This is a genomic window from bacterium (assembly GCA_030655055.1).
Classification (GTDB): Bacteria; Edwardsbacteria; AC1; order AC1; family EtOH8; genus UBA5202.
Genome location: JAURWH010000205.1, coordinates 1 through 22,915, shown reverse-complemented (window position 1 = coordinate 22,915; position 22,915 = coordinate 1). Strand labels below are relative to the sequence as shown.

The 22,915-nt window shown below is 57.7% G+C and carries 18 protein-coding genes; 2 read left to right on the top strand and 16 right to left on the bottom strand.

Features of this window, described 5'->3' with window-relative positions:
* The 8 genes from Q7U71_09650 to Q7U71_09615 form a co-directional block, all read right to left on the bottom strand.
* A partial coding sequence (locus Q7U71_09650; protein ID MDO9392022.1) for a class I tRNA ligase family protein occupies positions 1-1,623 on the bottom strand: 1,623 nt, incomplete at its 3' end.
* A gap of 9 nt (positions 1,624-1,632) precedes the next feature.
* The gene (locus tag Q7U71_09645) at positions 1,633-2,529 is read right to left on the bottom strand and encodes a CsgG/HfaB family protein (protein ID MDO9392021.1); all 897 of its coding nucleotides are present in this window, start codon (positions 2,527-2,529) and stop codon (positions 1,633-1,635) included.
* A gap of 74 nt (positions 2,530-2,603) precedes the next feature.
* Entirely contained in the window at positions 2,604-3,518 is a 915-nt protein-coding gene (locus Q7U71_09640) for a PfkB family carbohydrate kinase (protein ID MDO9392020.1), read from the bottom strand.
* An 88-nt stretch (positions 3,519-3,606) separates the two neighbouring features.
* Positions 3,607-4,431, bottom strand: a complete 825-nt coding sequence (locus tag Q7U71_09635; GenBank protein ID MDO9392019.1) for a purine-nucleoside phosphorylase — start codon at positions 4,429-4,431, stop codon at positions 3,607-3,609.
* A complete protein-coding gene (locus Q7U71_09630; protein ID MDO9392018.1) occupies positions 4,428-5,126 on the bottom strand; it encodes a DivIVA domain-containing protein in 699 nt (232 codons plus the stop codon). The genes Q7U71_09635 and Q7U71_09630 overlap by 4 nt, the downstream gene beginning before the upstream one ends.
* 204 nt (positions 5,127-5,330) lie before the next feature.
* Positions 5,331-5,636, bottom strand: a complete 306-nt coding sequence (locus tag Q7U71_09625; GenBank protein ID MDO9392017.1) for a YggT family protein — start codon at positions 5,634-5,636, stop codon at positions 5,331-5,333.
* A 70-nt stretch (positions 5,637-5,706) separates the two neighbouring features.
* Entirely contained in the window at positions 5,707-6,396 is a 690-nt protein-coding gene (locus Q7U71_09620; GenBank protein MDO9392016.1) for a YggS family pyridoxal phosphate-dependent enzyme, read from the bottom strand.
* Positions 6,397-6,514: 118 nt separating this feature from the next.
* The gene (locus Q7U71_09615; protein ID MDO9392015.1) at positions 6,515-9,304 is read right to left on the bottom strand and encodes a T9SS type A sorting domain-containing protein; all 2,790 of its coding nucleotides are present in this window, start codon (positions 9,302-9,304) and stop codon (positions 6,515-6,517) included.
* 296 nt (positions 9,305-9,600) lie between these two features.
* Here Q7U71_09615 and Q7U71_09610 point away from each other — a divergent pair, with 296 nt between their 5' ends.
* Both Q7U71_09610 and Q7U71_09605 read left to right on the top strand, forming a co-directional pair.
* Entirely contained in the window at positions 9,601-11,754 is a 2,154-nt protein-coding gene (locus Q7U71_09610; protein MDO9392014.1) for a PBP1A family penicillin-binding protein, read from the top strand.
* Position 11,755: 1 nt separating this feature from the next.
* Positions 11,756-12,490 carry a hypothetical protein gene (locus Q7U71_09605; GenBank protein ID MDO9392013.1) on the top strand — a complete coding sequence of 245 codons (735 nt, stop codon included), beginning with the start codon at positions 11,756-11,758 and terminating at the stop codon, positions 12,488-12,490.
* A gap of 79 nt (positions 12,491-12,569) precedes the next feature.
* Here Q7U71_09605 and Q7U71_09600 read toward each other — a convergent pair whose 3' ends face one another.
* The 8 genes from Q7U71_09600 to Q7U71_09565 form a co-directional block, all read right to left on the bottom strand.
* A complete protein-coding gene (locus tag Q7U71_09600; GenBank protein ID MDO9392012.1) occupies positions 12,570-12,935 on the bottom strand; it encodes a NifB/NifX family molybdenum-iron cluster-binding protein in 366 nt (121 codons plus the stop codon).
* Between the two features lie 2 nt (positions 12,936-12,937).
* Entirely contained in the window at positions 12,938-13,252 is a 315-nt protein-coding gene (locus Q7U71_09595) for a DUF134 domain-containing protein (GenBank protein MDO9392011.1), read from the bottom strand.
* 175 nt (positions 13,253-13,427) lie between these two features.
* Positions 13,428-14,465 (bottom strand): UDP-3-O-(3-hydroxymyristoyl)glucosamine N-acyltransferase, encoded by a 1,038-nt coding sequence (gene lpxD / locus Q7U71_09590; protein ID MDO9392010.1) that lies wholly within the window; start codon positions 14,463-14,465, stop codon positions 13,428-13,430.
* Positions 14,462-15,418: an OmpH family outer membrane protein gene (locus Q7U71_09585; protein MDO9392009.1), complete on the bottom strand. Its 957-nt coding sequence runs from the start codon at positions 15,416-15,418 to the stop codon at positions 14,462-14,464. The genes lpxD and Q7U71_09585 overlap by 4 nt, the downstream gene beginning before the upstream one ends.
* A 70-nt stretch (positions 15,419-15,488) precedes the next feature.
* Complete coding sequence (gene bamA / locus Q7U71_09580; GenBank protein ID MDO9392008.1) at positions 15,489-17,747, bottom strand: outer membrane protein assembly factor BamA; 2,259 nt, start codon at positions 17,745-17,747, stop codon at positions 15,489-15,491.
* 543 nt (positions 17,748-18,290) lie between these two features.
* Positions 18,291-20,750, bottom strand: coding sequence for an ATP-dependent Clp protease ATP-binding subunit (locus tag Q7U71_09575; protein MDO9392007.1), 2,460 nt, complete (start codon positions 20,748-20,750; stop codon positions 18,291-18,293).
* 82 nt (positions 20,751-20,832) lie between these two features.
* A complete protein-coding gene (locus tag Q7U71_09570) occupies positions 20,833-21,891 on the bottom strand; it encodes an ATP--guanido phosphotransferase (GenBank protein ID MDO9392006.1) in 1,059 nt (352 codons plus the stop codon).
* A 187-nt stretch (positions 21,892-22,078) separates the two neighbouring features.
* A complete protein-coding gene (locus tag Q7U71_09565; GenBank protein ID MDO9392005.1) occupies positions 22,079-22,585 on the bottom strand; it encodes a UvrB/UvrC motif-containing protein in 507 nt (168 codons plus the stop codon).
* Between the last annotated feature and the right edge of the window lie 330 nt (positions 22,586-22,915).

Below are 22,915 nucleotides of genomic sequence, written 5' to 3'. Positions count from 1 at the left end.
GTCCAGCCAGGGGTTGCCCACGTCGGGGATGCGGCTCACCCTGGCGCCGCACCTGGGGCACTGGATCTTCACCGCGTCCACCCACGGGCGGTGCGGTGAGTGCCCGGCGAAAGCGTCCCACCCCTCCAGGGCGCGCTCCTTCAGCTCCGTCTCCGAGCCGATCACCTCGAAGTTGCCGCACTCCTTGCACTCGTAGATGGGCAACGCCAGGCCCCAGTAGCGCTTCTTGGAGATGCACCAGTCGCCCATGTTCTTCAGCCAGTCCAGCTCCCGGTCCAGGCCGTAGTCCGGGATCCAGCGGGCCTGTTTGACTGAGTCCATGATCCGGTAGCGCAGGCTGTGTTCTTTCTCTTCGGCGGTGACCTGGCCGTAGGGCTTGTCGTAGACCGGCCCCATGCTGATGAACCACTCATCCACCAGCCGGAACACCAGTTCTGAGTGGCAGCGCCAGCATTCGGGATAGCGGTGGGTGATCTTTTGGGCGTAGTACAGCACCCCCCGTTTCTTCAGGTCCTCGCCGATGGCCTCGGCCACCCCGCTGACGTTCTGGCCGGTCAGCCAGTCGAACCCGTCCAGATATACTCCGGCCTCGTCCAGCGGGGCCACTACTTTCAGGCTTTCAACTTTGGAAAGGGCAAAATCCTCCTTGCCGCAGCCCGGGGCGATGTGCACCATACCGGTGCCGTCCTCCTCGGTCACTTCCTTCCAGGCCACGGTGCGGTGCTCTATGCCCTGCTGGGCCGGCAGGTGGTCGAAAGGCCCTTCATACTTAAGGCCCACCAGTTCCCGGCCGGGAAGTTCCGAGATGATCTCATAATCCTTTTTCAGGATCTCCTTGCGGCCCTTGGCCAGGTAAAATATCTGCCCGGCCTGTTTGACCTTTAGATAGGTGAAATCCGGATGCACCGCCACCGCGGTGTTGGAGGTCAGGGTCCAGGGGGTGGTGGTCCAGACCAGCAGATATTCCTTGTCCCGGCCCAGGATGGGCAGCTGGATGTAGACGCTCTTGTGGGTCATCTCCTTGTAGCCCTCGGTGGCGATCTCCATGTCCGAGAGGGCTATGCCGCAGCGGGTGCACCAGGGCATCACGTCGCGGCCCTTGTAGATCCAGCCCTGATCGTGGCATTTTTTAAGGAAATGCCAGATGGCATAATTATTGTCCGGGGCCATGGTGAAATAGGAATTGTCCCAGTCCATCCAGTGGCCCAGCCGGATGGACTGCTCGGTCTGGATCCGGGAGAACTTGTCCACCCGCTCCTTGCACTTGTTGACGAAGTTATCGATGCCGTAGGCCTCGATGTCCTTCTTGGACTTGAAGCCCAGCTCTTTTTCCACCTCCACCTCCACCCACAGGCCTTGGCAGTCAAAGCCGTTCTGGTAGCGGGCATCATAGCCCTGCATGGCCTTGTAGCGGTGATAGAGGTCCTTGTAGGTGCGGCCCCAGGCATGGTGCACCCCCATGGGGTTGTTGGCGGTGATCGGCCCGTCAATGAAACGGAATTTCTGAGCCGAACCGCGGTTCCTGGCCGCCAGCTTTTCGAAGGTCTTGTTGTCTTCCCAGAATTTCAGTATTCTTTTTTCCAGTTCGGGGAAATCAAGATTTTGGGGTACGTCCTGGTACATAGGTCTTTCTTAAAATTGCACGCTTAATGCTGTTTTTATCTCGTTGCTCTGCGGAAGGTATTCGTAGGTCAGCCCGTATTTCTTGCGCACATTTTGGTTGTAGCGATTGACGCTGCGGTTGGCCACCACCACATCGGCTACCCGCAGGACCACGTAGGCCAGGGCCCAGCCGCCAGCGCCCGAACTGTTGTCGGTGACCGCCTGTACCGTGGCGGCCGACTGGGCGGTGATGGAGCCGAAGAAAAAGAATGCCGACCGGCCGTAACTCTTGGCGTAGAAGTTGCCTGCCCCCGGCATCACCAGAGACCAGAAAAGCGTCCAGCCCTTGGATTTGTATTCCTGCTGGGCCTGGCCTTCCAACAGCCGCTGCATCATCACTTCGGTTTGGGGCGTGGTCTGGGTCTGGACCGGGGTCTGGGCCTGGATCTCGCGTTTGCCGGAAAGTTCCTCGGCCACCTCCCTCATGCCCACGGTCAAAAGAAATTCCATCTGGCCCTTGTAGTCCCGGGCCGAGGTCATCTCCACCTTGCCGGTCTTCAGGTCTATCAGCCTCAGCTGGGCGGCGTAGACCTCGCCGATCTTGCCAAAACTTCCGCCGATCATCTTCTGCACCGGCAGCATCCGCCCGGCCTCCACCAGACAGGCGGTCTCGTCGCAGGCCCCGGTCTGCTGGAATCCCTGCTCCTTTAGGATCTCCGCCATCTTGTCCCGCTCCAGCACATCGAAGATCCCGGCCCGCTGCAGTTCGATGGTCAGCCGGTCGGTCAGGAAACGGGTGTCCTGTTCCGAGATGCCGGAACCCTTGAGGTTCATCACCGCCACTGCGGTCTTGCGGTCGGACTGGGCGTTAAGGATTGACGATGCCGCCGCTAAAATGATCAATGACAGCAGGACTTTTTTCATCATCGTTGTTTCTTTGAGTAAATGGAAGATGCTTCGGATTGCCGGCAAGCTTGTCTGCTCAGCATGACATTGTGCCGTTAAGCCTCTAATTCCTCGTAATGGGATAGCTTCTTGAATTCCTTGAACCTCTGTTCGATCTCGTCCTTGGTCAGGGTCTTCAGACGTTCCATCGAGAATTTCTCCACGTTGAACGAGGCCATCACGCTGCCATAGATCATGGCCCGGCGCAGGACCTGGTCGCTGAGCTGGCCCTTGGAGGCCAGATATCCCATGAAGCCGCCGGCAAAACTGTCGCCGGCCCCGGTGGGATCAAAAACATCTTCCACCGGGAAGGCCGGAACGGAAAATACGGTCTGGCCGGAGAACAGCATGGCCCCGTGCTCGCCCTTCTTGATCACCAGTATCTTGGGGCCCATCTCCCTGATGGCCCGGGCGGCCTTGATCAGGTTGGGCACCCCGGCCAGCATCCGGGCCTCGGCGTCGTTGATGAACATTATGTCCACCAGCCTGATGGTCTTAAGCAACTCTTCCCGGCTGCCCTGGATCCAGAAGTTCATGGTGTCGCAGCCGATGGCCAGCGGCTGCTTGACCTTGCCGATCACCTCCCGCTGCAGGGCCGGATGGATGTTGCCCAGGAACAGGAACTCGGCGTTCTGGTGGGCTTCGGACAGCTTGGGGTGGAAGGTCTCAAACACGTTGAGATGGGTGGCGTGGGTCTTGGCTTCGTTCATGTCGTATTCGTAGGAGCCCGCCCAGCGGAAGGTCTGGCCCTTGGCGGTTTCCAGCCCGCTCAGGTCCACCCCCCTTTTGGCCAGGAAGTCGATGTCGCCCCTGGGAAAGTCCTCGCCGATGACCCCCACCAGGCTGACCGGAGTGAAGAAGCTGGCGGCCGATGAGAAGTAGAGGGCGCTGCCGCCCAGGGCTTCCTTGGCCTCGCCGAACGGGGTTTTTACAGAATCCAGTGCGATGGAGCCTACGACAGTGATAGACATGACTTATTTCTTTCTTTGTTTGAAAATGTTGAAAAAGGTAAATTATTATAAAACCTTTAACCCCTTTATACGTTTATCCCTTTTACCACTATTGCATTTTAGCGACCGTTTGTTTCACCAGCCGGACGAATTTGACCTCGGCGGTCCCGGCCACATGGATAACCTCCTCTATGCTGACCGGTTTCATGGCCTCGGGAAAGCCCATGTCGGTGATGATGGAGAATCCCAGCACTTTGAGCCCGGCATGCCGGGCCACTATCACCTCGGGCACGGTGGACATCCCCACCACATCGGCGCCCAGTATCCGGATCATCCGGTACTCGGCCCCGGTCTCCAGGGTGGGCCCGGTCAGGCCAAGGTAAACGCCCTTCTGAACCTTGATCTTCTCCTCCAGCGCCACCGACTCGGCCAGGGACAGCAGTTCCTGGTCATAGAGGTTGTGCATGTCGGGGAAGCGGGGGCCCAGTGTCTCGTCGTTCTTGCCGATCAGCGGGTGCCCGCCCATCAGGTTGATGTGGTCGGAGATCAGCATGATGTCGCCGGCCCGGTGGGCGGGGTTGACCCCGCCGCAGGCGTTGGAGACGATCAGGGTCCTCACCCCCAGGGCCTTCATCACCCGCACCGGAAAGGTCACCTGCTGCAGGCTGTAGCCTTCGTAGAAATGGAAGCGGCCCTGCATGGCCATCACGAATTTCCCCGAGAGCTTGCCGAAGATCAGCTTGCCGGCGTGGCTCTCCACGGTGGAGACCGGAAAGTTGGGGATGGTCTCGTAGGGGATGGTGTCTATGATCTCAATTTCTTTGACCAGCCCGCCCAGCCCGGTTCCCAGGATGATCCCGATCTGGGGCACCACCTTGGTCCTTGACTTAAGAAAGTCGGCTGTCTCCTGGATCTTCTGTTTAAATTCGCTCATTTTATTTCTTCCCCGGGGGTGGGTGTTTCGGTTTGAACCTGGGGCGGCTCTTCCGCCTGCGGGACTTCGGGGATCGTCAGCTTGGCGGTCTCCATCAGGGTGGAAAGCATCCTCTGCATGTCGGCCATCTTCTGCTCGTCCATGGCCCGGCCCGGCTGGCTGGGGATCTCGGGGGCCTTAGCCTCCGGGGGCGCCTCCTCCTTTTTGCTTCCGGCAAAGATGTTGGTCTGGATCCGGACCCCGGAATCCATCTCCTGGTACTGCAGGATCTCCAGGTGGGAATCCAGCAGGCTGCGGAACTTGGCCAGGTATCCGGTGCGCATGTTCTTGAGGTCGGCGATCTGGCGCTGCAGGTCCATCAGCCGGGCCCGGGCCTCGCCGATGATCTGGTCGGCCTTGAACTGGGCCTCCTTGATCATCAGATCGCCCCGCTGCTCCGCGTTCTTGCGGAGCTCCTCGGAGGTCTTCTGAGCCGAGAGCAGGGTGTCCTGAAGGGTCTTCTCCATCCGGCGGTAATCGTCCACCTTGGTCTCCAGGCCCTCCAACCGCTCGGCCAGGCTGGTGTTCTCCCGGATCAGCTCCTCCACCTCGCCGGCTACCATCTCCAGAAAAGCCTGGACCTCGGACGGATCCGATCCGCCCATGGATTTTTTCTTAAAGGTCTGCTTGCGTATATCTAGAGGGGTCAGCTTCATAAGGGACCTCCTAAAGTTTAGATTTCTGAGTCAAGGTCTTTATTTTCTTTATCCAAAAGTTTTAGCTGTTCCGATTTTTCATCTGCAAAAATAGTTCGGCTAACGCTCACTACAACGTCTGCGTAATCGTCCGACGCCATAGTTTGCTTCATTAAAAGGCGGCTATGGACGACGGCGTCTGTGGATCGTAACACCCCGGATGCTCTATATCTGCTTCAGCCGGAAGCCCCATTCTATCAGGCTGGTTATCAGAAACTGTTTGACGAATATTATGGCCAGGATCACCAGCATCGGCGACAGGTCCAGCCCCACCGCGCCCAGGGGAATGATGCGGCGGAGCGGCCCCAGCACCGGCTCGGTCAGCTTGTGCAGCAGCCGGACAATGGGGTTGTAAGGGTCGGGATTGACCCAGGACAGCAGGGCCCGGATGATGATGGCCCACATGTAGATGTCCAGTGCCATACCCAAGACCTTGCCAATAGCTATTATCAGATTTGCCAGAATGAACATTGAAATACCTTTAAATTTTCTCTGTGTCTCCGTGCCGGAGTTTACCCTGAGTGTATCGAAGGGTGGTTAATCAGTGCCTGGCTCCGAAGATGGCGCTGCCGATCCGCACCATGTTCGACCCTTCCTCTATCGCTGTCTCGAAGTCGCCGGACATTCCCATGGACAGGTGCTTCATCTGAACGTTCGGCAGGCCCAGCTTGGCAGCCTCCTGAAAAATTATTCTCAACCGACGGAATGCCTTTCGCACCCTTTGGTCGTCTTCGGTCAGCGGGCCCACCGTCATCAGACCCATGACCTTTATTCCCTCTATATCCTTTACTTCATTTAAAGCATTCAAGATCTCTTCCAGCCCGAACCCGTATTTCTGTGGCTCTCCCGAAGTATTGACCTCCAGCAGGACCTCCTGCACTTTGTTTGCCTCCAGCGCCCTCCGGCCGATCTCCCGGGCCAGGTCCGGGGAATCTACCGAGTGGATCAGGGAGAACATCTCCACCGCTTTTTTGGCCTTGTTGCTTTGGAGGTGTCCTATCAGGTGCCATTGCACGCCGCCGCTTATATCGGGATGCTTCTGGACCGCCTCCTGCACCCGGTTCTCGCCGATGACGGTCACTCCTCCGGCGATGGCCTGGTTTATCAGGTCTGAGGCCACGGTCTTGGTGACCGCCACCAGGGTGATATCGCCGGGCTGGCGGCCGGTTTTTAAGGCAGCCTCGGCTATCCGCTTTTGAACGATCTTAAGATTTTCTTCAATTCCAACCATAACATATAATTATACCCTATTTAAAAAGTATTTTTCAATACATTTCGGAGATTAAATTCACCCCGGAAACCAAAAGGGCTGCCCGGAAGGGCAGCCCTTTTGTGCTAAGGAAAGAGATCTACTTGACTATCATCAGCTTCTTGGTGGAGCTAAAGTCTCCGGCCTGCAGCCGGTAAAAATACACACCGGCCGCCACCCTGTTACCGTTCCAGTCTACCTTGTGCTGGCCGGCGGGCTTGGTGCCCAGGTCAAACCGCTTGACCACCTGCCCCGCGATGTTGTACACCGTCAGGCTGACCTTGGATGTCTTCGGCAGCTGGTAGCCAAAGCTCACCCGGCCCGAAGACGGGTTGGGCCGGCAGGCCTGCAGGGCATAGGACGCCGTCAGGCCCGTGGAGCCGCCCCCGTCATCATTTGCGACCCCGGTGCCGTTCCAGTCGGTGACCTTGCCGTAGACATCGTAATAAGTTTTGCTGTTGTTCTTAAACCCGTACCAGGTGAAGAACAGCCGGTCATTGGTGGCCGCGATGCTCTGTCCGCCGTATGTTTCGGCATCAATCCAAACGGTAGTATCGACCACCATCTCGTTGACGCCCTGCGGAAGGCCGTTCTGATAGAGCTGGCTTAACAAGACATATCTGCCGCCGGTCCGGGTATACCAGATGACCGCGTAGCGGTCGCCGTCCGGGGAAACAGTTACCGACGGACATTCGTGATACAGACCTGATTGGGTGCTGACGGCATAGTTTGTATCCACCGGCTGACCGGCCGCATCCAGTCGCTGTCCGGCGATGGATGAACTGTCACCGTAGTAATTGTACCAGGTGACCATGAACCCGCTGTTGGTCCCGGCGATGGAGGGATCGTACTGGTCGTTATCAAGACTGTCGCCGATCAGGTAATTACCTCCTAAAAGGCTCCCGTTCAACAGAATCCTCTGGCCGTAAATGTGATCATGGCTGGCGTCGCGATAATCCTGCCACGATACGACTATCCCGCTGTCGTTGGCGGCCGCGCTGGGAGACCCCGTGTAATGGGCTGGAACGGTATCGGATATGTTGATGGTTGTTCCCACGCTGTCGCCGTTGGTCTTGAAAAGCCGGCCATAGATATTGGAATAACTCCAGCTTGGATCATAAGCGTACCAGAAAACACCGTATCCGCTGTCGAAGGCGGCGATCGACATTTCGTAATCATTGAATCCCGTCCCGGTGGTGGAGATCTGGTGATTCCCGCCTACCGGAATGCCGGAAGCGTCCAGCCGCTGGCCGTAGATGTCGTAATCATTATCGCTGCGATAATCGTACCAGGCCACCAAATACGAGCCGTCGGCCAGCCCCGCAACCTTGGGTTCGTAGGCGCTGCGATTGCCGGGGCTGTAGCTGGTGTCGGAGATCAGGAAGTCCGGGGTCAGGGCCGCGCCGTTCCCCGAATACAGCCGTCCATAGATGTCTTCGTTGTTGCCGTCGCTGTTGCGGTCATCGTACCATACCGCCAGGAAATTGCCGTCCTTTCCGGCGGTAACGGATGGATCCCACTGGCCCTGAAGACCGGCGGTGCTGTCGGACAGCATCAGGTTGGCGCCCTGGGCCGCTATGCTGGTGTCATAGTATTGGCCGTAGATCACCGGTACGTCGGAATTCCGGGAATCCAGCCAGCACAAGGTCCAGCCGCTGTCTCCGGCCAGGGCGACCGGACGTTGTTGGCTATAGGAGGTGGCGTCATCGTTCAGCATCGCCTGCCCGCCCAGAGTATCGCCATTGGGCTTATACCATTGGGCATAGACGTCGTAGTTGCCGTTGCTGGTATCCTGCCAGGCCACCACGGTCTGGCCGTTGCGGCTGGCGATGCTGGGATAGCTGGCATTGTAACTGTAATTGGTCACATTGACGTTGCCGCCCAGCAACGCCCCGGCGGTGTCGAACCGCTGCAGGTAGATCTCGTAATTGCTCGAGTTGCGCCAGTCGTCCCAGGCAATGGTAAATCCGCTGTCGGTAGCGCAAAGGTCCGGGCGGGAGGACATGTTGGTGGACGCGCCGTTGGCCTGCAATACCGGCCCGATGGTGTCGCCTCGGGCATCGTACCGCCTGGCGTACACGCAGTTCCCGCTGCCGTTATCTGACCAGGCTACTATGAACCCCTGGCCGGCCCTTCCGGCCGCGTTATAGAACTGCTGTCCTGAGCCCAGCGTGCTCACCCGCACATCGACGCCGGACAGATGCCCCAGGGTATCCACCATCTGGAGGAAAACCCTATAATCGCCGATGCGGTAATCGGTCCAGATCACTGCATACCCGCTGTCGGTGGCGGCCAAAGCTTGGCTCATTGCATGTTGTGAGTTGCCCCCATCCGCCCGGATGGTCGTGTCCAACGGATTGCCGGAGGGATCGAACGCCCGGCTATAAACATGCTGGTAGCCAATATCATCGTATGACAGCCAGGAGATGGCGAACGCCCCGTTCGAACGCACCGCCACTTTCGGCAGGAACTGGAAGGCCCTGCCGGCATCCGCCGTGAAGACGGCGCTGGCGGGCTGGCAGGCGCTGGTGAACCGCTGGAAGCGGATGTTCATGTTTCCGTCCCGGTAATCGGCCCAGGCGCAGATGAAGTTGCCGTTCTCCAGCATCGTCGCCGCTATGCCGTTGCCGTCGCGATACAGGAACATCGGCAGGGAATCGGTGTTCATCTTGAAATCGTCCGCCACCACTCCCTTGACCGCCGGAGCGGTCAGGACCGAGCCGCCCTTGGCCGGACGGACAGACTTTTTGCGCAAGTCCGGGCGGGCGTTTTTTTTGTGGTGGTCCCTCTTGTCCTGCTGCTGTGGCGGCTGCGGCAGGCTGGGAATTGCCAAAACCTGGCTGGCGAATACCGCCAGCATTATGAGAATAGCTGACCTGAGATGTCTCATGAAGAACTCCTTGGTTTAATTTATTGTTTGTTTTAATATCTGATTTTCGGGACACAATCCTTTCATTTTACTCCATCCACCATCTTATGTCAAGCCAAGGTCCTTCGCCTGCCTTTTTCTCTTGACTAACCAATTATTTAAAGGTAGAATTGAAGGTGACTTTCCTATTGCCACGGCCTGAGGCCTTCGCTGAAGCTGCGGCCTCCAAGTGAAGGCAAATATGTAGCATAAGCGAAAGATCGTGGCAATAATACAAGTTTACTCACGAAATAACTCCAATAAAGGTAAACATCCATATGTCCGGTTTTTTATTCAGAACAAAGGAATTCTTCCACGCCCGCAAGACCTCCGGCAGGTTCGTCCGCACCGCCGCCAGGCTGGCCTTTTGGGCCGGGCTGGCCCTGTTCTTCTTTTTGGGGCTGGGGGCCGGGGCCTTCGTCTTCTACTCCCGCACCCTGCCATCCACCAAGGCCCTGGAGGACATCCAGCCCAAGCAGGGCACCAAGGTCTTCGATGCCAGGGAACAGCTGATCTACGAATTCGCCGAAGAGCACCGGATAGTGGTGCCACTGGCCAGGATCCCCAAACTGCTGGTGGACGCCACCATCTCCATCGAGGACCGCAGTTTTAGGCGGCACTGGGGGGTGGACATGTTCGGCTACGCCGCGGCCTTGAAGGATTTTGCGCTGCGCCGGAGCAAGCGCCTGAGGGGGGCATCCACCATCACCCAGCAGCTGGCCCGCAACCTGTTTTTGACCCAGGACCGCACCATCTCCCGCAAGATCGCCGAGGCCATTCTGGCGCTTAAGATCGAGCGGCTGTTCTCCAAGGACGAGATCCTGGAGCTTTACTTCAACCAGATATATTACGGCAACGGGGCCTATGGGGCCGAGACCGCGGCCCAGCTGTATTTTGGCAAACACGTGGACAGCCTGAGCCTGTCCGAGGCCGCCCTGCTGGCCGGACTGCCCAAGGGACCCACCCTCTACTCGCCCTATGACCGCCCGGAATCCGCCGTCAAGCGGCGGGCCACGGTGCTGGAGGCCATGGTCCAGACCGGCGCCATCAAGAGGCCCCAGGCCGAGGCCGCCGCCCGGGAAACGCTTAAGCTGAAGCCCAAAGAACTGCGGCTGAACGATGCCCCCTATTTTGTGGAGGAGATCCGCAAATACCTGGAGGCCAAATACGGGGCCAACGCCATCTACCAGGGAAGGATGGTGGTCTATTCCACTTTGGACCTGGAGGTCCAGCGGATGGCCAACAAAACCTCGGAAGACTGGATGCAGAAGCTGGAGGAGACCCGCAAGTTCAAGCCCAGCCGCCGGGAGTACAAGGCTCCGGTCAGCGAAGAGGGCGTGACCAACACCCCCTATATCCAGACGGCCCTGATGGCCATCAACCCCCACAACGGCCGGGTGCTGGCCATGATCGGCGGCCGGGACTTCACCGTCAGCAAGTTCAACCGGGCGGTCCAGGCCAAGCGCCAGGCCGGGTCGGCCTTCAAGCCCTTCGTCTATACCGCGGCCGTGGACAACGGTTTTTCCCCGGGCGACGTGATAGTGGACGCCCCGATAGTGGTGGACGACGACGGCTCGGGCAATGCCTGGTATCCCAGCAACTACGACGGCAAGTTCGACGGCCCCATCTCCCTGCGCAAGGCCCTGGCCCTTTCCAAAAACCTGATCGCGGTCAAGCTGATCCAGAGCGTGGGGCCCAGCAACGTCATCAGCTACGCCCGCAAGATGGGGATCAAGACCTCCCTGCCGGCCGTGCTGTCTTTGGCCCTGGGCTCGGCCGACGTCACCCTTTACGACATGGTCAGCGCCTACGGGGTCTTTGCCAACCGCGGGGTGCGGGTGGAGCCGGTGCTGATCCTTAAGATCACCGACCGGGCCGGCACGGTGATGGAGGAGAACAAGCCCTACGCCGAGGAAGTGCTTTCGCCCCAGACCGCCTACATCATGGCCAACATGATGAAGACCGTGCTGGACGGCGGCACCGCCTACTCCGCCAGGCTTTCCGGCTTCACCAAGCCGGCCGGCGGAAAGACCGGCACCACCAACGATTACACCGACACCTGGTTCATCGGTTACACCCCGGACCTGGTCTGCGGGGTCTGGGTCGGCTTCGACCAGAAGAAGATGGTCTACGAGGGCGCCACCGGGGCCGGACTGGCCCTGCCGGTCTGGACCGAGTTCATGAAGCTGGCCACCGCCAAATCATCGGGGGCAGATTTCCCGGTGCCATCGGGCATCAGCAACGCCACCGTCTGCACCGAGACCGGTCTGCTGGCCACTCCGGCCTGCCCCAAGGTCCGGCCCGAGGTCTACGTTACGGCCAATGTCCCCACCCAGATGTGCAACATCCATAAGATGCAGGACCTGAACCTGCAGGGCAAGGATTATAATTTTGAACAGCTGGACAAGGGCTCGCTGGACAGCCCGGAGTGATATGGCACTATTCACTATAAATAAGCCCCTGGCAGGTGTGCCTGGCCCTAGCCCATGGTACTATAAAGAAGGATCCGTGCTAAATAAAACCCGTTATCGATGGGAACATGAACAATCCCAAACATTAGCGGGTATTACTAAATTGAGGAATGAAAACGGAAAGATTGTTTTAGTTCTTGGTTTATATTGTTATTTGCAAAAAATATATAATTCTATTTATCTCATTTGGTATAGATCGAATCCGGGAAATAACACATCGCCCGAAACAATTCAATTCATACTTCTAGATTTTACCAAGTTAACAGAAATTAGTAATTATGAAGAAATAGCACATAATTTGACAATAAAACATATAAACTTTGGGGTTAACAGTAACGATTGTATTGTTAGTGAATTTTCTATACGCATACTTTCAGAAGGAAGACATACATTGTCAGCCCCAAAGCCTTTCACACAGATCAAGGAAGTGTTAGTTATTTCCGATTACCTGAGTCAAAATGAAAAAGAACGTACACATACGGCAATTTATTCATTCAAATTTAAGACAGGTGTTGTTGAAGTATACCCGCAAGATTGGTTTAATACAAATGATTATGACATCGGTTATCAATGGATCACACAAGTAAAAAGAAGAATTGACGGCAGGATATGTGGACGAGGCATCAGAATACCACCGTTCGTTCTTGACAAGACATCTCGCCTCAAGAAAAGATCTTTTCTGCCTAAAATAGTTTAGCTAAAATCAAGTACATATATAAAAAGCCCCGCCATTAGGCGGGGCTTTTATTGTAAGAATAGCTGTACCTTATGGTTCGTTAGTGGCAGCCGTGGCTTTGGCAGACCTGGTCCAGCTTCATCTCTTCCATCTTGTTGCTCTTGAAGTTATTCACCAGCTCCTCCACCGTCTCACCGTTCGTTTTGTAGACCTTGATCCCGGCCTGGTTGAGCTTGTTCAACGCCCCGGCCCCGATGCCCGAGCAGATCACCGCGTCTATCAGCCGTCCCTCCAGGGATTTCAGGGGATGGCACATCCCGTGAGCGTGATGTTCGTTCTGGTTCCGGACCGCCTCCGCCGCATTGTTATCGGTGTCGACGATGATGAAATACGGCGCGCCGCCGAAATGGGGACTGACCAATGACTTCAGCCCCTGGCTGGCCAGGGTTGGTATGCAGAGTTTCATCTTTATTCCCCCTTTTTAATTGATTTTACAGTCTTGACGGCCCCGCCCTCTATCTTCAGGGCTTTTGAATTGACCAGGGCGTCGGCCACTTTTTTATGGGCCCTGGCTATGATGTTGCCGAAGGTCTGCCGTGAGATCATCATCTTCCCGGCGGCCGCCTCCTGATAGAGGCCCTCCAGGTCGGCCAGGCGCATTGCTTCCAGCTCATCCATGGACAGCACCACTTCCTCCAGCATTGAAAGCGGGACGACCCGGGGTTTGAAATACAGCGCTCCGGAATGACATCTCACTCTCCGGCATTTGCACGGTCTGGGCATTTCGTCTCCATTGTTGTTTTTGGCATATGCTAATTATACCCGCAATCATCCGTTTTGTCAAGGGTTTGACAAAGAAGCCCCCTGCTTGTTATGCAAGGGGCTTAATCGTTTTATGGTCTTCTGCCATGGCTGGAAATATTGAATCCGTGAAATCTGCGTTTATCTGCGTCCCGAATTATCCTTTCAGCTTCTCCTCCAGCTCGGCCACCCTTTTCTCCAGGTCGCTTATCACCTTCATCTTCTCCGGCAGCATGTCAACCGCGGCGTCTATCCTCTTGCCCCTCATATGGGGCCGGGCCGGGTTGCCGTAAAGCATGGTCTTGGAGGGAGTGGACTTGGTGACCCCGGAATAGGCCAGACAGATCACGTCGTCGCCGATCTCCAGGTGCCCGATCATCCCCACCTTTCCCCCCATGATCAGCCGGTCGCCTATGATGGATGATCCGGCGATGCCGCTCAAGGCCGCGATGGCTCCGTCCTCCCCTATTTCCACGTTGTGGGCAATGTGCACCAGGTTGTCCAGCTTGGTCCCCCGCTTGATGCGGGTGGGGCCCAAAGCCCCCCGGTCGATGGTGGAGTTGGCCCCGATCTCGACCTCGTCTTCCAAAATGACAATCCCGGTCTGGGGTATCTTGACATATCTGGCGCCCTCCCGGGCGTAGCCGAAGCCGTCCGAGCCCACCACCGCCCCGCAGTGGATGATGACCCCGTTGCCCAAGAGGCATTCTTCCCGGATCGCGGCGTTGGGGTAGATCAGACAATCGCTTCCGATTTTGGCCCGGGCTCCGATGAAGCTTGGCCCCATCACCACTGTGCGGGGGCCGATCCCGGCCCCTTCTTCTATCACCGCATACGGACCGACCGTGGCGGAAGGATCTATATTAGCACTGGGAGATACCACTGCGGCCGGATGGATCCCGGGTTCAGGCCTGGGGTTTGATTCCCGGTAGAAAAGCTGGGCGGCCTTGGCGAAGCCCAGATAGGGATCCCGGCATTCAATGACGGTCTTGCCACTCACTTCCGTACCCGGGGGAACTATTATGCAGGAAGCCTTGGTATCCGGAAGCGCGGCGGCATATTTGGGGTTGGATAAAAAGCTTAAAAATCCGGGCTGGGCCTCCTTTAAGCCGGACAGCCCTTTCAGCTCCAGGTCGGGGCCCGCCAGGCGTCCCTGGCACAGGGCGGCGATCTCGCTGGCCTTGATGCTTCTCATTTTCCGCCGGCCTTCTGGGCCAGCCTGGCCACCAGGTTCTCGCAGGCCCCGGAAAGTTCGGTCTGGCTGGCCGCCACTTCGCTCTCCTCGGCCAGCATCATCCCGGTGTCCACGTTGAACAGCCGGAGTTTTAGGGTGATCTGCCCGCTGGCCGCATTATAATTGATGCCTCCGCTGATGGAGAACTGGGCGGTCAGTATCTTGGCCATCTCCATTCCCCGGGCATCGCTGACCTCTTTTTCCTCCAGCCCCTTGTCCTTGACCAGATCCCGGACCAGCTTTTGGGCCAGGGGCTTGAATGTTTCGGAGCGGCCCAGGGAGCTGAAGAGATACCCGAAGGCCAGCTTGCCCAGTTTTTTGCGGACCGCCTCGGGGTCGGCATCCCAGACCGGAAACAGGGCCAGGGTGGCCTGGTACTGGGCCACGATCCCTTCCGCCTTGGCCAGTTCCTCCAGCACCTGGTCGGTCAGGTCCAGGTCCTTGTCGGCATAGACCACTGCGCCCGAGGAGGAGTCCAGCACCAGCAGGATGTTGTTGTCCAAAGCCACCTTTTTGATGATGGCCCCGATCTTCTCCGCCATCGGCTTGGAGAGTTCCTTGTTCTTGGAGTCCAGCTTGCCGGAGGGATCGTAGACCTGATGGATCAGGGTTTCCACCTCTTTGCTCCTGGCCTTGATCTCGTCCTGCTTAAGCTTGCGGCGCTCGCTGCTGATCACCAGGTTCTGGGACTCCAGGTCCCGCTGCAAGGAGTCGATCTCCGCCCGCTTGGCTTCGATCTCCTTGTTCCAGGCGTCCAGCGCCCGGTTGACCTGCTGCTTGATGTCCCCGGCCCCCTTGTAGCTTTCGAATATCTTCTTGGAGTCCACGTAGCCCGTTTTCTGGGCCAGAGCGGGTGAAGCGGCGGCCATTAAAAGCAGCACCGCCCAGACAAAAACACTTCTGGCAATTTTCATTATCGCTCCTTTGCTAAAATCAAAGACAAAAAGCCTATGGCTGACGGCTATAAGCTTTCAGCTAAAGTGATCAGAACGTGGTCCCGATCTGGAAATGGAATTCCCAGTGGTCCTGCAGGCCCAGCAGTTTGCGGTCAAACCCGTAGGCCCAGTCGAAGCCCAGGATGCCGATCATGGGGATCTCCATCCTGACCCCGGCCCCCAAACCCTTGTAAGCCTTGGCCCGGACGTCCTTGACGCTGAGCCAGGAGTTGCCGGCATCCAGGAACAGCATGGAATAAATGCTGGAATTTATGCCGTAGCGCAGTTCCAGATTGGTGACCGCCATGGCCCGCCCCCCGATGGAAGTGCTGACGGAGCGGTCGGGGTAGCCCCGGATGCCGTCCTCGCCGGCGCCGCCCACGAAAAACCGCTCGCTGATGGGCACTGTATTGGGGCTGGAATAGCCGTCCACCATTCCGGCCCGGGCCCGGCCCATCACCGCCAGCTTCCAGAACAGGGGATGGTAATACCGGTATTCGCCGATGTATTTCTGGTAATCCACCCGGCCCTGCAAAACCCCTCCGCAGAATTCGGAGCTGAGCATGGTCCGGCTTCCGTTGGTGGCGTTGAACGGCCGGTCCCGGCTGTCCCGCACCAGGCTGATGCCGGTGCTGGAGGATATCCGGGGCCAGGTCTGGCTGTTTACCGTGGCGGCTATGCTGCTGGAAGGGTTGTAAATGTCCAGCCGTTCCAGATTATACTGCCAGTAGCCCCGGGTGTAATCCAGCCAGGGAATGGGCCTGCCCAGCCGCAGCCCGCCGCCGATCCTCTCCTCGTCGTAAGTGGTGTAGGAATAGGTGGTGCGGTAAAGGTCGATCCCGGCCGAGGTGGGGGTGTCGAACAGCCAGGGCTCGGTGAAGCCCAGGTCCAGGTTGAACTTCTTGGAACTGAATTCGGTCTTAAAGTTTATCTCCTGCCCCCGCCCGAACAGGTTGGGCATCCCGATCTGGACGAATCCGGCCAGCCCGTCGGTGGCGCCGTAGGTGGTGCCCACCTGGAACTGCCCCACCTGCTTTTCCTTGACGGTGAAGATCAGGTCTATGTCGCCGCTGGTGTCGGCCGGCTGGGAGCCGATCTGGACGTCCTCAAAATATCCCAGGGAGAAAACCTCGCGCTGGCTGCGGATCACCAGGGAACGGCGGAACAGGTCCCCGGGCAGCACCTTCAGCTGGCGGCGGATGACCTTATCCCTGGTCTTGGTGTTGCCGGCGATGATCACCTGCCGGATGTGGGCCGGGTTGTTCTCCAGGATGCTGTATTTCATGTCGGCCATGGAGTCGTGCAGGCTGGGCTCCGGGATCACCCGGCAGTAGATGAAGCCCTCCTCGGTGTAGATGGTGTAAAGGTTCTCCAGCGTCTTGTCGGCGTGGTCGGCGCTGAAGACCTGGCCCGGCTTAAGGACCAGGGCTTTGTTCAGCTTGGGGGTGGTTATTTTTTCGTTGCCCTCAAAGATCAACTGCCCCACCCGGTACTTGGTCCCCTCCGTCAGGTTGATGTAGGTGGTCACCCGGTCCCGGTCGTCATTGTAGCTGACGCTGTCCAGTACGGCCTTGGCCTCTATGAACCCGTAGTTCTGGCAGTAGCGTTCCACCCGGGCCAGGTCATCGGTCAGAGTGTCCTGGCTGTAGGCCCCCTTGCGGTACCAGGGAACCGCCTTCCACAACATGGTCCAGCCGCGCTGCTTGGTGGTCATGGCCTGGATGATGTCCCGGCTTTTAAGGCTGGGGTTCCCGGTAAAGACTATCTTTTTGACCCGGACCTTGCGGCCCTCGTCTATCACATAGCGCAGGGAGTATTTGCTGCCGGATTCGATCAGGGTGTCCCGCACTGTCGCGTCGGAGTAACCCTTTTCCAGGTACATATTGCGGATCAGGGCGGCGTTCTGGCTGATGATCTTCTTGTCCAGCATGGAACCGGGCCGGACCGTCAGGGTGTCCTCCAGGTCCTGGGTGCTGATCTTTTCGTTGCCCAAAAATTCCACCCGCTCCACCAGCGGTTTTTCCGCCACCACAAAGACCAGGTCGCTGCCCATCCCGGTGCTGTCGGTGCGAAGCTGGACGTCCTTGAAATATCCCAGGGCGTAAACTTTGCGCAGGGCCGAGGAAAGGCCGTCGGTGTCCACGCTGTCACCTACGGTCAGCTGGGAGGCGTTGATGATGGAGGCCTGGTCAACATTCTGGTTGCCCTCCACCTTAAGGCCGGTCACGGTCAGGGCCAGGGAAAGGGAACCTGTAAAGGCCGATAATAACAGGATCAAACAGGCTGTCCGGAGTAATTTTTGGTTCATAGATCATCCTGATAAGTTTGTTTTCCCGGAGGGGAAAAGATCCCGTCCGGATTGAAGGCAGAGCATTATTTAGTTCTACCTGAATTGCCCACTAAATGCACGAAATACGCTAACAAGTCTTGAACAAAGACTCTCAGCACATTTAATAACACTCTTTTTTTATCAATTACTTTTTCGTTTTTTTAGTGGGTTAAAGTATCTTGTTCCGTAGTAACTAATTATAACATCCGCCCTATTAATAGTCAATGCGAAAAAAGGCCCATTTAGAAGAGGAAAACGTGCTTCATATACAATACGCAAAGCCGGGACAAAATGTTCCGTTATTGTCTGCCGCCGTTCAGTTTCAATGCCATACGGGAACAAAGAAAAGGCCTTGGTGTCCCAAAGCCCTTTTGACAGCAGTATTGGCAATATACATTAGACCCGGTAAACAGGGCAATGGTTTAAACCGGAGATTAATAAAACCATATGGGGTTATAAAAAGACAAGGCCGGAACAAAATGTTCCGGCCTGATCTAGTTTTTTAGTTGGTGGGATAATTTATCACGCCTTTTTCTTCCCGCTGACCGCCCGGCCTTTGGCCGGTTTAAAGTGAATGATCCCGGCCTTTGCCTCCACCTCCACCGCATCCCCCGGCTTGACCGAGCCCTTCAGTATCTCCTCCGACAGCGGGTCCTCCACCAGCCGCTGAATGGTTCGCTTGACCGGACGGGCCCCGGAGGAGGGATCGAACCCCTTCTCCGCCAAAAGCTGCTTGGCCTCGGGGCTCAGCTTGATCCTGATGTCCTTTTCGGCCAGCCGGGCGGAAAGCTGCCCGGCCAGGATCTCCACGATCTGCTCCATCTCCGGCTCGCCCAGGGAATGGAACACCACCGTCTCGTCCACCCGGTTCAGGAATTCGGGGTTGAAGGTCTTCTTCAGTTCGGCCAGCACCTTGTCCTTCATCAGATCGAACGACTGCTGGTCGTCCGACGACTGGAATCCCAGGCTGACGCCTTTCTTGATCTCCCGGGCTCCCAGGTTGGAGGTCATGATCACCACCGTGTTCTTGAAGCTGACCTTGCGGCCGTAGGAATCGGTCAGCAGGCCGTCCTCCAGCACCTGCAACAGGACGTTGAAGACGTCGGGGTGGGCCTTCTCGATCTCGTCCAGCAGCACCACCGAATAGGGCCGGCGCCGCACCTTCTCGGTCAGCTGTCCGCCCTCCTCGTAGCCTACATAGCCCGGAGGGGCACCCATCATCCGGGAGACCGCGTGTTTTTCCATGTATTCCGACATGTCCACCCGGATCAGGGCGTTCTCATCCTCGAACAGAAAGGCGGCCAGGGTCCTGGCCAGTTCGGTCTTGCCCACCCCAGTGGGCCCCAGGAAGATGAAGGAGCCCATGGGCCGCTTGGGATCCTTGATCCCGGCCCGGGTGCGGCGCACCGCCCGGGAGATGGCCGAGATGGCCTGGTCCTGGCCCACCACACGCTTGCTTAGTTCCTGTTCCATCTTCAGCAGCCGGGCCGACTCCTTCTCCTCCAGCTTGACGATGGGGATGCCGGTCCAGCGGGCCACCACATAGGCGATGTCCTCCTCGCCGATCACCACCCTTATCTGCTCCCGGCTCTTCTTCCAGGCGGCCTTCAGCCGCTCTATCTCCTGTTTCTTGTTGCGCTCGGCGTCCCGCCAGCTGGCCGCGCCCTCGTAGTCCTGCTTTTTGACCGCCGCTATCTTGGACAGGACTATCTGCTCCAGCTCGCCGTCCAGGGCCTTGATCTCCAGCGGCGGCTCGCTGGCCCCCAGCCGGGCCCGGGAGCCCGCCTCATCTATCACGTCTATGGCCTTGTCCGGCAAAAAGCGGTCGCTGATGTAGCGGTCGGAGAGCCGGACCGCCGACTCAATGGCCTCTCCGGAATATTTTATCTTGTGGTGCTCCTCGTACTTTGACTGCAGGCCTTTCAGTATCCTGATGGTCTCCTCCACCCCCGGCGGCTCCACCACTATGCTCTGGAACCTGCGCTCCAGGGCCGCGTCCTTCTCTATGTGCTTGCGGTACTCGTCCATGGTGGTGGCCCCCACGCACTGGATCTCGCCTCGGGCCAGGGCCGGCTTCAGCATGTTGGAGGCATCCAGGGCCCCCTCGGCCCCGCCGGCGCCGACGATGGTGTGGAGCTCGTCCAGAAAGAGGATGGCATCGCTGGCTGTCTTCAGCTCGTTCATCACCGCCTTCAGGCGCTCCTCGAACTGCCCCCGGTACTTGGTGCCGGCCACCACCGCCGCCAGGTCCAGGGCCAGCACCCGCTTGCCGGAGATCTGCTCCGGCACCTGTCCGGCTATTATCTGCTGGGCCAGGCCCTCCACTATGGCGGTCTTGCCCACCCCGGCCTCGCCGATCAGCACCGGATTGTTCTTCTTGCGCCGGGAAAGGATCTGGATCACCCGCTCTATCTCCCGGGCCCGCCCGATCACCGGGTCCAGCTTGCCATCACGGGCCAGCTGGGACAGGTCGCGGCAGAAATAATCCAGGGCCGGGGTCTTGCTCTGGGAGTCGGCCACCGGCTTGGGCAGGCCGCCCGGCTCCACCGCCAGCAGGCGCAGCATCTCGGCCCGCACCCGCTCGGTGTCGGCGCCGAAGGACAACAGCGCCCGTCCGGCCACGCCGTCGGGCTCGTCCAAAAGGCCCAGCAGCAGATGCTCGGTACCCACGTAGCTGTGCTGCAGGGAGCGGGCCTCGTCCACCCCGTATTCCATGGCGTTCTTGGCCGCCTGGTTGAAAGGCATGTCGCCCAGGGCCATAGTTCCCCCGGCCAGCGGGGCCATCTCCTCCACCCGGCGCTTGACCTGTTCCAGGTTCAGCCCCAGGTTGGTCAGCACGGTGGCCGCCACGCCCTGGCCCTCGCGGATCATGGCCAGCAGGATGTGCTCGGTGCCCACGTAATCGTGCTGCAGCCGCCGGGCCTCCTCCCGGGCCATGAACAGGACCTTCTTGGCCCTCTCGGTAAAGCGGTTTTCTTTCATAACATCCAAGTATTAAAGTGTAGTAAATATGTAAAGTATCATTTTTAGCCCAGTCCTTTAGGGCTGGGCTAAAAATGGAATCCTACACAAACATCGCCCGGACCCGGTCCGCCCGTTCGATATCCTCCTGGGTGGCATCCAGCGTCCGGTCGCAGGCGAACTGCAGGTGGGCCGGCTGCATGGCTATCAGCATCCGGTTGAGTTCCGGAAGCTTCGGGGAATCAAACAGCCCCAGGCTTAAGCCCAGCCGGACCGCCGACCATAAGCTTAAAAACTCATCAAGTGAAAGCAGCCTGGCCTGGCTTAGTACCGCCCTGGCCCTAAAGACCCTGTCTTCCAACTCGGGGCGGGACCTGCTCCACAGATCATCCCGCTGCTTGTTCTCTTCGCTCTGCAATGATCTGGCCGCCTGCTCCACCTCTTCCACTATCTCCAGCTCGCTTTTGCCCAGGGAGGTCCGGTTGGAGAACTGGAACAGGTTGGCCTTGACCCGGCTGCCCTCGCCATAGGCTCCCCGGGCCACGATCCCTTTTTGGGAAAGCTGTTCGATCAAGGCCTCCCTCTGGTCGCTCAAGGCCAGCGCCGGCAGATGCATCAGCACCGAGGCCCTTAGACCGGTGCCCAGGTTTGAGGGGCAGGCCGTCAGGAATCCGTGGTCGGAGGTAAAGGCCACTTCCATCCGCTCCTGCAGCTGATCGTCCACCTGGTCGGCTACCCTGAAAGCCTCCAGCAGGTCCAGCCCCGGAAATATGGTCTGGAGCCTTAAATGATCCTCTTCGTTGATCATCAGGCTGACATTCTGTTCCGGGGAGATCAACACCCCGGATTGAAGCTGCTCCCCCGGGCCGGAGCCGGCCATTCGCCGCTCCTCCAGGGCTCTCCTGCCCAGCTTGGTGATCCCGTCCAGGGAGAAGAATGCCGCCCCCTTGAGGTAATTGACCTGAAGGGCCTGCTCCTTGCTGAAATCCAGGATCTCCCGCCGCTCGGCCTCGCGGCAGCGGCCCGGGAAATTGTAGTTCTGGAGGTTGCGGGCCAGCCTGACCCGGCTGGACAGGATGGTCTCCGCCTCCTTCCCGGAGGCATTTGTCCATCCGGCCGGCTGCTGCAGAAGGCCTATGATCCCTGCGTCATCTGGGTTCATATTATTTGACTGTCCTATTTACTGGAATAGACAGGATTAACATGATTTCACGAAGTTAATATTAAAAAGTATTATGACACATTGTCATAATTACTATTCCCAATTTATGATTTATTTATAAAGTTTTTGTGTCTTCTGTGCCACTTCGGCACAGCTCAGCGCATGCTTTTGTGGCAAAAATAATTACCTATTTCACCTGCTCCGATTCCAGCACCTTCAACCGGTCACGCAGTGTGGCGGCCAGTTCAAACTGCTCTTTTTCCACCGCGGAGATGAGTTGGCGTTTCAGAATGACCGCCTGGTCCCCGGCCACCGGCAGTTGTACCGCTGCCTTTTTAGCGGTCTTGCCCAGATGCCGGTCGCTGTGCTGGATGCGCATAACCAGCGGTTCCAGTTTCTCTGAAAAATCCCGGTAACAGCCGGGGCATCCCAGCCTGCCGGTCTTCTGGAACTGGGACCAGCTGAGACCGCAGCGGCTGCAGCTGATATCGGACTGGGCCGGGCTGGAATCGGTCAGTTCCATCATCAGCTGGGTAAGCAGGTCGCTTAGGCCGGAGATGGCGGACTCCATGGGGCTCAGCAGGCCCTGGCTCAGGGCGCATTCCTCGCACAGCATCCTGTGGCGGGCCTGTCCGGCCTTGATCTCGGTGTAGCTTAATGTGGCCTGTTTTTTATGGCAGGATTGGCAAAGCATAACTGGAACCTTGTAATTTCTAATGTCTAAATCCTAAGCTCTAAACAAATTAAAATTTCCAAATCCAAAGACCCCGAAACTGTTTAGAGATTAGTATTTCGTTAATTGTTATTTGTCCCGCAACAGCGGGATCCCGCCAAAGGCGGTGATTTAGGATTTAGGGTTTGGGATTTAGTATTTCCCCCTGCTGGGCGACATGATAAATATATACATTAAAAGGACTTTTGTCAACCCTTGAACAAAATGTACTATTTTGCAGTTACTATTTGGCTACGGTGTTTTTTCATCATAATATATTTCCCCCTCTGGCCATTCGCTCCAACTAAAATA